Below are 13,065 nucleotides of genomic sequence, written 5' to 3' on the forward strand. Positions count from 1 at the left end.
GTTGAGGCAGTATCACTGCTTGTACGAGTTGATTTATCAGCGAAGTAGAAGCAGATGTTCTGCCCATGCGATAGCTGTCGCAGAACACAGTGATGCGGTAACAGCGAACCGCTGAGTGTGTTGCTCTGCTCGTAAAAGACTATAAACCTTTGAACGAAAGGGATAATGAAAAGACTTGGTTTCAGGGCTTTTTGTCGTATAAGAGGAAAGTATCAGAGTGAGATTTGAAGTTGAAAGAGTAGGTATGATAGTAGGATGAATAGGAGATATATTTTCATGCTGAGTATGATTATTGGGCAGAAATTATAGAGATTCTAGAGACTAACAGATTAAAATAAATTTATGAGAGAGTTGAAGGTATGAAGTTTAGTAAAATATTTAAATTTATCTTGCTACTTATAGTGCTAGTATTGTTATTATTTTTGAGAGAAATTATAGTAAATTCAGTTGTTTCTACTAATTTGGAAGTTTCTCAGGGAAATTTGTTTGTATTAACTTTTATATTTTGGTTAGAAATACTCTTTTTATTAATGATATATGATTTAGTAATTCTTGGGTTATATAGCGGAATAAGCTATTATTTGAGTAAACTAGGACGATTGGCGGTAAGAACGAAAAAGGTGAGTCTTGCACTTTACACCATTAGATTGAATTATTATTTGCTAAGACTCTGTCAATTATTACGTGTAGGTTGGATAACTTATGGTAGTGGTGGAAAAAGTTCAGTCTGGATAGGCTTATCTAAACTCTCCTTGACTCAGCTATTACTTAATATATTTAGAATAATAATAAGTGCACCTATGTTCTTGGCATTTTTGTTTGCTTGTTTTTCATTGAGCGTATTGAGAGGAGATGTTGCCTATTATTTGCATAAGCTTCAAGAATTTTTAAGAGTTTTTTTACAAATAAAAGTAAATATTGGTGAGATCTTTTCAAGATTGCCTGCTCTAGTAGCTCTAATAACAATAGTACCAGTGATTTTTTTCTTTTATTTCTACAGTCAAAAACGTGATGTTCGAAAAATAATTGATAAAGAAAATAGCCAATATTTTGAAGAGGTTGTCCTACTATACGAACAATTATTAATTTGGCTTGATCGTCATATTTATGAAATATCTGAGAACTTTGATTACGTAATTAATTGTCAAGACTCAATTGTTGAGACATTTTTGAAAAAGGAAGTCTCAAACTATACATCGTTAGCTAGTAAACAATATTACATACACGGAGGGGTTGAGAGATTTAGATTTGTTGAGATAGCTGATTTGACTAAGTTACGGGAAATTATTACTGAATTATCTAGTGATAGATTAATGAAATTTACACGAATATTCTCGGCTAAACGATTTGATATCTGGTATCTTTATTTTTGGGATTTTCATTCATTGGATGAAGAAGAGAAAATAGAAAAGTCTTTCTATACTAAAAAAGGGATGACTTCTAAATTGAATAATCGCCGCACTCATTCGTATGACTTTACTCAAGAGCAAATTGATAAGAGGAGGAAAGAGGAATTTTCTCTATTATCTTGGTCTATTTATGATAACTTAGAGTTGCTATACAGGTTTAAGAGAGCAAGTGATTCATTGAGAAAATATCTTTATTCTTCAAGGACGGAGAGATTGATTCTAAAAGCACTAAATAAAGATAAATAGTTTCGTTCCAAAGTATGATTCTAAATTTGACCAACCTCATTTCGTTTGATAGTTAGGTAGACACTGACATCACATACAGAAGTTGTTGGTTTGTTAGAAAAACGCAAGTAGATTGTCCAGCTTGTGTTTTTGCTTTTTAGCAAGTTGCTTGAAAGTTCGCTTAGATTTTTGGATTCCATAGATGCATGATACAACAATCATCGGGCTGTTAGCAAAAAAAATGTAGAGTAATGAATAAAAAGAGGAGGTCGCATGAGTATTTGGGATGAATTAAAGCTGGTTCATTTGGCCAGTAACGCCTCTTTTAATATTATCAAGGTAAAGCAGTGTTAAATGGAGAAGAGAGTGGGAATGGCCTCTATAAGGGGCAAGTTAGTGGTTCACTGGACAAAATATACGATGTCGTCATCAACATCAGCCATCCTAGAAAGTCAGTCTGTACATGTCCATTTGCGGCAGGAAGACAGGTGATTTGTAAGCATATGGTCGCCTTATACTTTTTCCATTTTCCTGAACAGGCAGAGGCTGTTCTTGCAGAGTGGGAAGAGGAGGAGCAGGAAAAAGAAGAACGCTATCGGGAATGGGAAGCCGACTATTCTGCGTTCCGACAAAAAAAGCTTGAAGAAGTCACAGCTTATGTCTGGAGCTTGAGTGATGACCAAATCAGAGAAGAATTAATAAAGGCTCTTATGAAAGAATTTGATAGTGCCTATTCAGATGATAAGTATTATGACGATGAAGATTATTATTTTTGATTGTCAGAAAAAGAAGAAAGGCTGTAACTGAAAACAGAAAACTGTTTCGGTAACAGCTTTTTGGGTGTTTCTGTACTAGATACGACGAAATAAAAAAGGATATGCTAACAAAACAGAAGAATGTTAGGATATCCTTTTTGTTTTTCATGACACGGTAATCAAAGGGAACCAAAAGTTTGTCAGTTTGGTTCTAATCAGAGTTTGTAGACTTGAGAGTCATTAGGAGACTGTTCATTTCATCAAGTACATCTGAAAGAAGAATGCCCTGTGTATAACTATATTTCTTCGCATAATTTTGCCATTGTTGATTCTGAATAGGGTCAGATTTGAAGTTCTTTAGTAGTTCAATGATTTTATCAACTTCGAGTTCAGATATGTAGGAGCTAAATAAGCTTTTGGGGATTGATTGGACGAATGGGATTGTCAAATTTGAAACACTCAAGAAGTATGGGAAGCGTCCATACACAACACAAAAACAAGAGAAAAGAACAGCGGAATCCTTTGAGAAACAAGGGGTTAGCTGTTCTTTATACTTTTTTAAGTGACGAACTCGGGAGAGAGCGTATTTTGTATGGTATAATAGAATAGTTAATTCATCTTGAGACTTAGTTATTGAATTAAACATTCTGAACTACAAAACGTAATTGAAGTTTTGCAAGATTTATTGGTAGATTTTTATTTTTTTATGTTCTAAGGAGGTAATATAGTTGAATTTTAATGATGGTATTGTTTATATTTTTATTTCTCTATTGACTTTTTTAGTAGATAGCTCAATAAAATCACTAACTGATAATGCTGAAAACCATGACATATTTAAGAAAAGAATGGTAAAGTACAGTATTTCAAGTTTATTGATTGTAATTATATATTTCCTCATCTACTTTATTAACACGAAAACAACCAAATTTATGTTAACAACAGATGATAGTATCATACTTCTGTTAATTTATGTTTTTTCAATTATTTATTTCAATTTAAATGCAAGTATTTCAACACTTATAAATAGAATCTTAACGAGAAGAAATAAAAAAGAAAATTTGTGTTTTTATATGATATTCTCCAATGTCATTATTCCCTTCATAATCTTTTTACTTGTAGGATCCCTTTTAAAAGGTCAAAATTTTCTTAATGAAGAAGCAAAAGGAATTATTAAAGTAAATAAACAGGAGTATTCAGTAATTATTCCCCAAAACACATCATTTATTTATGACTTTATACCATCACAAAGTGGCAAGAACCATGAAATAAATCAATTGTTTGATCCAATAAATAGTTCATCTGAATATGAAATAAAGAGTGGGTCAAATATTACGCTATTCAAAGGAACTTATTTAAAATATTTCAATCAGAATAATTATTTAACTACAAAAGATGGTGACAAAGTTTCTGAAATAGAGTTTCAACTAACTGAAAATTCACTTGTACAATTAAAAGAGACTATAAAAGTTGAATTATCAGAGAATACTCTGGTTTCAATTCAGCAACGAAATAATTTTCTTTCTGTTCAATCAATTCACTTATTCTTGCTGGCACTATCATTAATAATTTATTATCTGATAAAACTTGTCTTTATTGACAGGCTTTGTACCAAGTAAAATTTTGAAAAGCATTTTCAAGAAATAGTTAAACCAAAAATTTATGTTACATTTTAAGCAATTAAAATAATACTCCAAACTAACCATTCAGTAAATTATCAGGAGAGAATAGTAGTTTGAGTTTGGCTTATACAACGAAATAAAAAAGGATATGCTAACAATAATTGGATTTGTTAGCATATTATTTTCGTTTATTATTGATTATTTCAAAACAATATGCTAACATTATGATAAAGTGTTAGCATATTGTTTAGGAGGTGGCGATGTGGATTTGTTAGAGAAACCTGTCTATCATTATATTAAGAAAAATCATGGAGTCATAACTTTCCGTGATATGGAAGAGCTTAACTTTTCTTACCAGCAACTAAATCAATTAGTTGCAGAAGGTAAACTGGAATCAATTGAAAGAGGTATCTATCATCTGCCTGATACCTATATCGATGATTATTTTAGTTTACAATATCGTTTTCCAAAAGGAATCTATTCCTTAGAAACAGCGCTCTGGTTACATAGTCTTTCACTTAGTGTTCCATTTGAACCTGTGATGACTTTTCCTTTTGGGACAAACACGACACTGATGAAAGAAGCAGGTGTTAAACCGATTGTTGCTAGAAATTATCATGAAATTGGTATTATAAAACTGGAGCGGCAGGCTGGGCAGTTTATCTCAGTATATGATATGGAACGAACCTTGGTCGAGTGCTTACGAACAACTTATCGTGTTGATATTCAAGTCATTGCTCCCGCGTTTCAAACTTACTTCAAAAAAGGAGCTGTAGATTACGCTAAGTTGTATCACTATGCCCAACTATTTAAAGTAACTGAAAAACTGCAATCTTATGTGGAGGTCTTGTCGTGAAATTTTCAAATGCTAATAGTTTCAAAGCCAAAATCAAGAATATTGCAAGAGAAAAAGGGATACCTGCTCAGCAAGTTCAGCAAAACTATTTGATTGAGCAAGTCTTAAAACTCATCTCTGAGAGCAGGTATAAAGATTCTTTCATTGTGAAAGGTGGATTTCTTATCGGACAGATGATTGGTTTGGATAAACGGACAACTATGGATTTGGATGTTACCTTGAAAGGTCAACCTCTTAGCGAAGAAAATATTCAAACTATCTTCACAGAAATAGTCAGTCAACCTTCTGAAGGGTTCCAATTTGAAATTGATAAGTTAGAGCCAATTCGACAAGATGACGAATATGGTGGTTTTTCCCTTAAACTAAATGCGAGATTTGACACCTTGCGTGAAGTTGTCATTATTGATATAACAACAGGTGACCAGATTACGCCACGAGAAATTTCTTATCAATTGCAATCCGTTTTCTCAGAGAATAAGCTAGAAGTTTGGACTTATAATTTAGAAACTGTTCTTGCTGAAAAGTTAGAAACGATTATTCGTCGAGGAGCTGCTTCAACTAGACCTCGTGACCGCTATGATCTCTACACATTGTATCACCTTCGAAAAGATGAGATTGATGTGCCTGTATTAAAAAGTGCTGTGCACAATACTGCAAAGAAAAGAGAAAGCTTAGTTGTTTTGACAAATTGGGAAAATCAATTAGAGGTAATCCGTAGCTCTGACTACCAGAATCGGCTTTGGACTCGTTATCAAAAATCATTCAGATATGCCAGTGAAATTAGTTTTGAGGAGTCGGTGGAAGTGGTGGCAATTATTTTAAAAAATTTGGAGGCTTAGTATTGTATGTTGACAGGAACTTTACAGATGATGGGCGACTGTTATCATCACATGTGGAGATTGTGATTCTACTTGAAAATCGCAAGTAATCTAAAGAATATCTTGCAGAAGAAAAAGTAAATGTTGAAACAACATTGAAGTCAGAAATTGATGTTAAGAAAAGACTAACTGAGTTTAAACAATTACTGTCTTCACAGAAAATGCTTACTGAGTTTGATTGTACAGTTTTTGAGAGTATCGTTTAGAAAATATTGTTGATGGTGTTAATAGCGATGGTGAAATTGATCCTGCAATGTTAACCATTATTTTCAAAACAGGAGAAACTCAAAATAAGAATGGTAAACAATTTAAAAGTAAACGTAAAAATGCTAAACTAGAATCAGAGAAATTGTGTCCTCAAAACAGTGACGAGGATAAAAAAATGTATTCCCAAGGAATAAATAACACATGTTGAGGCGGTAAGTTTGCTAATCAAGGAGTGAAGCGACGACGAATAGCATTTACTTCCGCCCATGCAATATAGGATAGCCCTTGCTTTAGCAACTTAGGGATATGCTAAGCACAGTTACTCCAGGAAAGCGAGGCTATGAAGCTTGAAGGCTAGTAACCACTGCGCCTGTCGTAGAATAAGGAGTTTTACGACGAAACGATGCGGTAACAGCGAACCGCTGAGTGTGTTGCTCTGCTCGTAAAAGCCTAGAAACCTTGGAACGAAAGGGATAATGAAAAGCCTTGATTGCAAGGCTTTTTGCTTTATGGTGGGGAAGTATCAGAGTGACTACCTCAGTTGAGGTAGTTGAGGTGCTGGGGGATTTTAGAGGATTTTATTTCCGTAGACACAAGGTGGGGACAAGAGTATAGGAGTATGAGGGAATAACTTTTTCCACCAACCCATATGTCAATGTCATCTTTCTTGTGAAAAATATCCATTTCAGTTTCAGTAGAAATCATAAATCTTTTTCTTTGAATATTGAAATTTGCAAATGTCTTGGCAATACTTAGACAACTTGATTGGATTGAAATTAAATCATCACTCATGAAAGAATATAGGTTTTCATCTACAGCCTCTAAATCTCTATATAAAATAGAACTGAAAAAATAATGAAACAGATTCTCAATAAACTCATCTAACTCTCCAAAAACGATATACGTATAGCTCGAAGCGGTTAGAGCATTTAAATAAACTAACATCGAACTCGTAATTGGTCGCTTTCCCTTTTCAACTTGGCTAACTTGACCTGCATTACCTAGGTCACTTTGCTTTAAATTATACTTTTTTCTTAAACATTTGATACGAGTAGGTATTTCTTGTGAGTAATTTTCATCAAAAAATTTCATAGATAAGCCCCCTATAAACATGGAAAAGTAGTAAAAATAGTTCTTATCCTAGTTGATTAAAAAAATCTCTGATTTCCTCATCTTTTATAAAATAATATATAATTTTCCCCCCTCTTCTAGTGTCCAAGATGTTTTGATTGGCAAGTTTACGAAGATGGTGGGAGGCAGATGCCATACTGAGATTTAGTAAACAGGCTATATCGCAGACACAGAGTTCTTCAACAGCAAGGAGATAAAAGATGATATTTATCTGTTTATTATCGGTAAACTTTGATAAAATGCGAAGTGATTTTTGGACTTTTTCCTTTTCAAGGTAGTTCGTTGCAGTTGTAACATTTTGTTGATTTATAACATTCACTTGGCAGATACTATCTTTTTTCATAATATTTTCTCCTAGCCTAACACAGTCCATAGCATGTCAAAACTGTCGTTTTCAATCAGGATATATATCCCCAATCCTAAATAAACAACGGCAATAAACCATCTGCTATATTTTTCCAAAGTTTCTCCAACAGAAGGGACTTGTGCCAATTTTTGGGCAGAAAAAACCAAGAGATAAATCATGACTAGAAAGGTAAGTAAAGCCACTATCAAATTTGCTAAATTTAAGGTAGTAAAATATGGGACAAAGACACCAATATTGTCAGCACCACAACTTGCAAAAGTAATCATAGCGACTAGAAAAATCAGGTTTTTATTATCTTTGCTCAAACCTTCTTTGGCAATAGCTTCTCCATCAGAATCTCCTAAAAGCAAAACTTTGAGGCCTAGGAAAATTGGAATCAAACCGAGCAAACCTAAAATCTCTTTACTAGGAATATAATCTAAGACAAATGCAAAAAGCAAACTTAGCAATATTAGACTAACAGAGCCTAGAAATTGTCCTAAATAGATGTTAATGATGTCTTTTCTGCTTTTTCTTTTGGCAAAAAATAACATTAGGATAATAAGTAAGTCTACGGCTGTCCCAGAATACAGGATTATTGAAGTAACAACATTTTGAATCATAAAATACCTCATTCAAATATATTTTTGAATGTATTTTAACATTAAACTTTGTAGATGTCAACTTCAGCTCCACCAAAATATAGATAAGAAGTTAGTGTACCAAATATTAAAAAGCCCTGCCATCGAAATGATAGCAGGGCTTAACTTCAATATCCAAATGATATATTCATCTAAAAAAGGTAGAGTAAAAGGTAGAGTTCTTATTGATTTATATTGCAATGTAATGAACTTTAAAAATTCAAAAATCGCTTAAAATCAATATTTTGACGTCTATTGACGTGTACTGAAACCCTTACTTAACCTCATAAAAACACAAAAATAGCCAAAACTCCAAATCCTTGCAGGGCAAAAAGACCTACAAAGACCATGAGCTTTGACTTTCATCGTGTTGTTAAGGGTATTTTATCAAATAGTCGTCTGATATGTCAACCAAATATACTGCAAAACTACTCTTAAGCATTGGTATTAAGTGTTTTTGCTTCCTTTGATAGCTGGTCTGCAATTTTAGCTTCTAAATCCAGTAAAAATTGCTTCCGTTCTACGCCTCCACCATAGCCACCTAAGTCTCCGTTACTAGCAATGACTCGATGACAAGGAATTAAAATCGAAATCTGATTTGCACCATTAGCATTACCAACCGCTCTAACTTTATGCGGATCTCCTAATAAGATAGCTAAATCTTTGTATGTTTTAGTCTGACCTGATGGTATTTGTTGTAGCAAGTTCCAAACCGAACGTTGGAAGGGCGTTCCTCCAAGGTATAAAGGAGTTTTGAAATCAGCAGATTTCCCAGCAAAATAAGCATCTAGTTCTGCTCTAAGCTGCTCAAATACTGGACTGGTGCCGTAAATCAACCGAGCATTTAATGTGATTCGCAGTCGTTCAATTTCTCTTTCAAGCCCCCTTCGGTTATCAAATTCTAGGAGATAGAGAAAATTATCATCAGCCAGTGCAAACAAACGACCAAGTGGCGTTTCAATAAAGGTTGCCGAAATCAGCTTAATATTAGCTTGCTTTCTCGGATTTCCCATAATTTTAGTAAAGGCATCATGAAATCCGCTAGCCGATTCATAACCTAAATCCACTTGCTGGTCAATTTTACGTTTTCCGTCACGAATTTCCTTGAAAGCTATCCCCATCCGCCTAGCACGTGCATATTGCACAAAGGTCATATCATAGTAAGCTTTAAATTGACGACGAGCTGTTGCAGAATGAATGCCCAAAGCCCGAAAATCCGCTTCCTTCCAGCGTTTTTCTGGATGGTTCTCGACAGCCTTAACCAATATCGCAACCTCTTCAGGCATTTGCTTCGGATAAGATAAGGGCAGACAAATTTTACAAGGACGGTACCCAGCAAGCAGAGCTTCTTCAGCTTTTTTATAGAAAACACAATTTTCAAACTTAGGTTTTCTAGCTCGGCAAGTGGCATGACAAAAAACACCTGTTGTCGTAATTGCTACAAAGAAAATACCATCAAATTGTGAATCTCTTTCCACCAAGGCTTGGTAATAGCGTTTCTTCAAATCCAGATTATCAATCATTCTCAACACTCTCCTCATTTGTCAACCCATTATAAATCAAGGAAAGCGGATTTGCAATCGAAAAATGAACAAGTATTTTTTAAATATACTGACAAACCTCGCCATCCCGATAAGCCAGGTCAATCATGCCGCCGTCCAGGCACTCGTCGCCATCGTAGAAGACAACTGCCTGGCCTGGGGTGATGGCCCGCTGGAGCTCGTCAAAGATGACCTCCATTCTTTTCTTAACCTTGAAAGAGCCAGGCTGTGCCTAGCTCTTTTTAGTATCTCTACTCAAATAAAAATAAACTTTAGATAAGATGATGAAGTCAATGATAATACTGTCCAATTTGGACAATATGGAAGAAATGAGCCAAAAACCACCTATACTAGATATAGGAGACTACTAAATGTATCAGTGGTTGAAAGACTTAAGAAAGGATAATAACCTAACTCAAAAAGATATTGCAGTTAAAGAAAATGGGAATCTTTAAAAATGAAGATTCCTATTGTTTCCTTTTTATTTTATATAATAGACCGTTTTTAAGTAGGTGAATTTCTTTATAAGTTTGTTGTTATCAATGGTTTCAACATTGAATAAGAAGTAGTGGTCCCGATTATCTCTCGCATTTTCCTTATTCAATTTGAAGTATGGCTGTTGTGATTTAGCCATGCTTCTCATGATATCATCCGTTAGGAAAGTCAAAGGTGTGTTTAAAGCTGAGTATCGGTAGAAGTCAACTTCAAATCTCTGATAGCTCTCGCTAAAGTAGTCCATTTGTAATTCATTTCTACGAAATTCAAGCTGATTCATGGTGCACCTCCTCTATAGGCTCAATACTAAGGATATCAGTCAAACGGATGTTGATATGCCCTTCTGCAGTACGAATAATGATATGCTCTCGTGTTATTGATGGTATTTTGCCTGTGAAATATCCTATCCTCTTGTCTTCTCTAACTTGTAGGCGAGTGACTAATTGGTTCGCATAGACTTGACTGAGTAAAAGCAATTTTTGTTCGAGTGTTAGGTCACTAAAGAAAGTAATCTTGTGTATATCTTCAGATAGGGCACTTGTATGCTCAGATAGGAAAAAGCCCATCCATTTTTGTATCTTAATATCTTGGTACTCTCTTGCTGACTGAAAAGGCAAGTATGACCGGTCAGTCATTGTAATCCTTCCAATCCACCAACGGAATGACTGCCGATAAGTTTACTACGTTCAATATTTCTGGAACCTTCGGTTAGAACTAGTATGGATCTATCAACTATTAAAGCAGAAGACTTAAACTTTGCAAAATAGAATACTAAAAGTCTTGTTTTCAAGGCTTTTTCGTGTATAGTGGGAAATCATTCCAGTCAAGAATGAGGATGACATCGAGCTTTAAGAGTGTAATCGGCGGTGCTGTTTGAAAAACGAACAAAAAATGTTGAAAAATGTTTAAAAAAGAGATATAATGAGGGGAGGAGGGACAAAATGAATAAATTCCAACGACTAGAAGAAATAACGAAATTGGTGAATAAAAAGGGAACGGTCCGCATTTCGGAAATTATGGAATCTTTTGGTGTAACAGATATGACAGTTCGTAGAGATTTACTTGAACTAGAGGAGCAAGGTTTGTTGAAAAAGATTCATGGTGGTGCAAGAAGTAATTCAGCCTTTCAGTATCGAGAGATTTCGCATAAAGAAAAACACACCCTTAATATAGAAGAAAAACGCTATATTGCTCAATTAGCTGCCAACATCATAGAAGAGGGAGATACGATTTTTCTGGGTCCTGGAACAACAGTTGAGAGCCTTGCAGAAGAAATCAACCACCAGCGTTTAAGCGTCGTTACAAATTGTTTGCCTGTTTTTAATATCTTGCTCAAGAAAAAATCAGAAACCTTTAAGGTCTTTCTCTTGGGAGGGGAAATGCGTCAGGTGACTGAATCATTTGTGGGAGAATTGGCTAATACCAGCTTAGAAAAAATGCATTTTAGCAAGATGTTTTTCAGTGCAAATGGCATCCGCGAAAATGATGTGATGACTTCGACAGTTGAAGAAGCCTATACACAGCGTTTGGCGATTAGTCGGTCAGTGGAACAATACTTACTTCTGGATAGTTCAAAGATCGGAAAGGAAGATTTCTCAGTTTTTTGCCAGCTATCGCAATTGACAGCCGTTATCACCGATAGAAAAGATGAGGACAAAGTTGCTCAGATTTCAAAATGGACAGAAATAATAAATTAATGAATAGTCGACACAGAAAGAAGTGTTCTTGAATTTTATCGTATTTGTATCATGATGCTTAGTATCTGCCAGAAGAGTTTGAGCGAGACTATAGCAGCCTGCTAGATAGCCTATTATCTTCTCAAAAGAATATCTTATTTCATTGAACAACGCTCAGATTGAGCGTTATTTTGTTTAAAAAAACAAAAAATAAACAAAAAATAAACAAAAACAGTTGACAAAAAGGATTTTAGTGTTTATAATGAGCTTATAAAACAAAAAAAACATTTTTAAACAGGAGAACAAAATGACAGTTATCATTGGTGCTGATAAAGCAGGCTTGGAATTAAAAGAAATTGTTGCATCCTACCTAGTAGAGCTTGGACATGATGTGTTGGATGTTTCTACTGAGGGGTATGATTTTGTAGATACAACTTTAGCAGTTGCCAAAGAGGTAACAGCAAATGATGTAAATCTAGGGATAGTCATCGATGCATACGGAGTTGGCCCATTTATGACAGCCACTAAAATCAAGGGTATGATTGCTGCCGAGGTTTCAGATGAGCGTTCTGCATACATGACCCGTGGGCACAATAACTCTCGTATGATTACCATGGGGGCAGAGATTGTTGGTCCTGGAGTTGCCAAAAACATTGCTAAGGGGTTTGTTGAAGGCGAGTACGATGGCGGTCGTCACCAAATCCGTGTGGATATGTTGAACAAAATGTGTTAATTAGAAGCAGGCATAAAAAGATTCAAGGAGAAAAAGATGAAAATTGCTATTGGTTGTGACCATATTGTAACAAATGAAAAAATTGCAGTTGTTGACTATTTGAAAACGCAAGGTTATGAAGTTCTTGACTATGGAACATATGATAACGTTCGGACACACTATCCCATCTTTGGTAAAAAAGTGGGTGAGGCTGTTGCCAGCGGTGAAGCAGATTTGGGGATTTGTATCTGTGGTACTGGTGTCGGGATAAACAATGCTGTCAACAAAGTCCCTGGGATTCGCTCTGCTCTTGTGCGAGATATGACTTCAGCCATCTATGCAAAAGAAGAGTTAAATGCGAATGTTATTGGCTTTGGTGGTAAGATTACTGGCGGATTGTTGATGACTGATATTATTGAAGCATTTATCCATGCCGAGTACAAACCAACTGAAGAGAATAAAGTATTGATTGACAAAATTTCCAAAGTGGAAAGTTTGAATCAAGGTCAGGCAGATCCACATTTCTTCGATGAATTTTTAGAAAAGTGGGATCGCGGCGAATACCACGATTAAG

14 protein-coding genes and 4 pseudogenes are annotated in these 13,065 nt (G+C 35.0%); 10 read left to right on the plus strand and 8 right to left on the minus strand.

Features of this window, described 5'->3' with window-relative positions:
- Positions 1-359 precede the first annotated feature (359 nt).
- Positions 360-1,655, plus strand: a complete 1,296-nt coding sequence (locus F602_RS0106305) for a hypothetical protein (protein ID WP_018167119.1) — start codon at positions 360-362, stop codon at positions 1,653-1,655.
- A gap of 326 nt (positions 1,656-1,981) precedes the next feature.
- Positions 1,982-2,410, plus strand: a complete 429-nt coding sequence (locus tag F602_RS10905) for an SWIM zinc finger family protein (protein WP_156801871.1) — start codon at positions 1,982-1,984, stop codon at positions 2,408-2,410.
- Positions 2,411-2,600: 190 nt separating this feature from the next.
- On the opposite strand, the pseudogene F602_RS11095 reads toward F602_RS10905, so the two are convergent.
- Positions 2,601-2,798 (minus strand): annotated as a pseudogene (locus F602_RS11095) (nucleotidyl transferase AbiEii/AbiGii toxin family protein); the annotation flags it as partial.
- 319 nt (positions 2,799-3,117) lie between these two features.
- Here F602_RS11095 and F602_RS0106325 point away from each other — a divergent pair.
- The 4 genes and pseudogenes from F602_RS0106325 to F602_RS11100 all read left to right on the plus strand — a co-directional run.
- Positions 3,118-4,005 (plus strand): hypothetical protein, encoded by an 888-nt coding sequence (locus tag F602_RS0106325; RefSeq protein WP_018167122.1) that lies wholly within the window; start codon positions 3,118-3,120, stop codon positions 4,003-4,005.
- Between the two features lie 265 nt (positions 4,006-4,270).
- Positions 4,271-4,864, plus strand: coding sequence for a type IV toxin-antitoxin system AbiEi family antitoxin domain-containing protein (locus tag F602_RS0106330; RefSeq protein WP_018167123.1), 594 nt, complete (start codon positions 4,271-4,273; stop codon positions 4,862-4,864).
- Entirely contained in the window at positions 4,861-5,703 is an 843-nt protein-coding gene (locus F602_RS0106335; RefSeq protein WP_018167124.1) for a nucleotidyl transferase AbiEii/AbiGii toxin family protein, read from the plus strand. The genes F602_RS0106330 and F602_RS0106335 overlap by 4 nt, the downstream gene beginning before the upstream one ends.
- Before the next feature lie 92 nt (positions 5,704-5,795).
- Positions 5,796-6,157: pseudogene (locus tag F602_RS11100) on the plus strand (recombinase family protein); the annotation flags it as partial.
- Positions 6,158-6,573: 416 nt separating this feature from the next.
- Here F602_RS11100 and F602_RS10405 read toward each other — a convergent pair.
- The 3 genes and pseudogenes from F602_RS10405 to F602_RS0106355 form a co-directional block, all read right to left on the minus strand.
- A pseudogene (locus F602_RS10405) lies at positions 6,574-7,041 on the minus strand (helix-turn-helix domain-containing protein); the annotation flags it as partial.
- A 43-nt stretch (positions 7,042-7,084) separates the two neighbouring features.
- Positions 7,085-7,423: a Cd(II)/Zn(II)-sensing metalloregulatory transcriptional regulator CadX gene (cadX, locus tag F602_RS0106350; protein WP_018167127.1), complete on the minus strand. Its 339-nt coding sequence runs from the start codon at positions 7,421-7,423 to the stop codon at positions 7,085-7,087.
- 11 nt (positions 7,424-7,434) lie between these two features.
- Entirely contained in the window at positions 7,435-8,049 is a 615-nt protein-coding gene (locus F602_RS0106355) for a CadD family cadmium resistance transporter (protein WP_018167128.1), read from the minus strand.
- 28 nt (positions 8,050-8,077) lie between these two features.
- Here F602_RS0106355 and F602_RS11105 point away from each other — a divergent pair, with 28 nt between their 5' ends.
- A complete protein-coding gene (locus F602_RS11105) occupies positions 8,078-8,302 on the plus strand; it encodes a FanG protein (RefSeq protein WP_072353678.1) in 225 nt (74 codons plus the stop codon).
- 199 nt (positions 8,303-8,501) lie between these two features.
- Here F602_RS11105 and F602_RS0106360 read toward each other — a convergent pair whose 3' ends face one another.
- The 4 genes and pseudogenes from F602_RS0106360 to F602_RS0106380 all read right to left on the minus strand — a co-directional run bounded on the left by F602_RS0106360 (position 8,502) and on the right by F602_RS0106380 (position 10,738).
- On the minus strand, positions 8,502-9,590 hold the full coding sequence (locus F602_RS0106360) for a bifunctional transcriptional activator/DNA repair enzyme AdaA (RefSeq protein ID WP_018167129.1): 1,089 nt from the start codon (positions 9,588-9,590) through the stop codon (positions 8,502-8,504).
- 79 nt (positions 9,591-9,669) lie between these two features.
- Positions 9,670-9,822 (minus strand): annotated as a pseudogene (locus F602_RS10765) (aminomethyltransferase beta-barrel domain-containing protein); the annotation flags it as partial.
- 267 nt (positions 9,823-10,089) lie between these two features.
- Positions 10,090-10,383 carry a DUF5960 family protein gene (locus tag F602_RS0106375; RefSeq protein ID WP_018167131.1) on the minus strand — a complete coding sequence of 98 codons (294 nt, stop codon included), beginning with the start codon at positions 10,381-10,383 and terminating at the stop codon, positions 10,090-10,092.
- Positions 10,370-10,738 carry a hypothetical protein gene (locus F602_RS0106380; protein ID WP_018167132.1) on the minus strand — a complete coding sequence of 123 codons (369 nt, stop codon included), beginning with the start codon at positions 10,736-10,738 and terminating at the stop codon, positions 10,370-10,372. Before F602_RS0106380 ends, F602_RS0106375 begins: the two co-directional genes overlap by 14 nt.
- Positions 10,739-11,044: 306 nt before the next feature.
- Between F602_RS0106380 and F602_RS0106385 the strand changes: the two genes are divergently transcribed.
- The 3 genes from F602_RS0106385 (at position 11,045) to lacB (ending at position 13,064) form a co-directional block, all read left to right on the plus strand.
- A complete protein-coding gene (locus F602_RS0106385; RefSeq protein WP_018167133.1) occupies positions 11,045-11,800 on the plus strand; it encodes a DeoR/GlpR family DNA-binding transcription regulator in 756 nt (251 codons plus the stop codon).
- A gap of 286 nt (positions 11,801-12,086) precedes the next feature.
- Positions 12,087-12,512: a galactose-6-phosphate isomerase subunit LacA gene (gene lacA, locus F602_RS0106390; RefSeq protein WP_018167134.1), complete on the plus strand. Its 426-nt coding sequence runs from the start codon at positions 12,087-12,089 to the stop codon at positions 12,510-12,512.
- A gap of 36 nt (positions 12,513-12,548) precedes the next feature.
- A complete protein-coding gene (lacB, locus tag F602_RS0106395) occupies positions 12,549-13,064 on the plus strand; it encodes a galactose-6-phosphate isomerase subunit LacB (protein ID WP_018167135.1) in 516 nt (171 codons plus the stop codon).
- Position 13,065 lies beyond the last annotated feature (1 nt).

The sequence above is a fragment of the Streptococcus minor DSM 17118 genome, from assembly GCF_000377005.1.
In the GTDB taxonomy this organism is placed as follows: Bacteria; Bacillota; Bacilli; order Lactobacillales; family Streptococcaceae; genus Streptococcus; species Streptococcus minor.

What these genes read in the sequence shown, in the direction of transcription:
- cadX (WP_018167127.1), bottom strand. Translation starts at nt 7,423, where the DNA reads ATGAAAAAAGATAGTATCTGCCAAGTGAATGTTATAAATCAACAAAAT.
- F602_RS0106360 (WP_018167129.1), bottom strand. Translation starts at nt 9,590, where the DNA reads ATGATTGATAATCTGGATTTGAAGAAACGCTATTACCAAGCCTTGGTG.
- lacB (WP_018167135.1), top strand. Translation starts at nt 12,549, where the DNA reads ATGAAAATTGCTATTGGTTGTGACCATATTGTAACAAATGAAAAAATT.
- F602_RS0106385 (WP_018167133.1), top strand. Translation starts at nt 11,045, where the DNA reads ATGAATAAATTCCAACGACTAGAAGAAATAACGAAATTGGTGAATAAA.
- F602_RS0106380 (WP_018167132.1), bottom strand. Translation starts at nt 10,738, where the DNA reads ATGACTGACCGGTCATACTTGCCTTTTCAGTCAGCAAGAGAGTACCAA.
- F602_RS0106305 (WP_018167119.1), top strand. Translation starts at nt 360, where the DNA reads ATGAAGTTTAGTAAAATATTTAAATTTATCTTGCTACTTATAGTGCTA.
- F602_RS0106375 (WP_018167131.1), bottom strand. Translation starts at nt 10,383, where the DNA reads ATGAATCAGCTTGAATTTCGTAGAAATGAATTACAAATGGACTACTTT.
- F602_RS0106355 (WP_018167128.1), bottom strand. Translation starts at nt 8,049, where the DNA reads ATGATTCAAAATGTTGTTACTTCAATAATCCTGTATTCTGGGACAGCC.
- F602_RS11105 (WP_072353678.1), top strand. Translation starts at nt 8,078, where the DNA reads ATGTATTTTAACATTAAACTTTGTAGATGTCAACTTCAGCTCCACCAA.
- lacA (WP_018167134.1), top strand. Translation starts at nt 12,087, where the DNA reads ATGACAGTTATCATTGGTGCTGATAAAGCAGGCTTGGAATTAAAAGAA.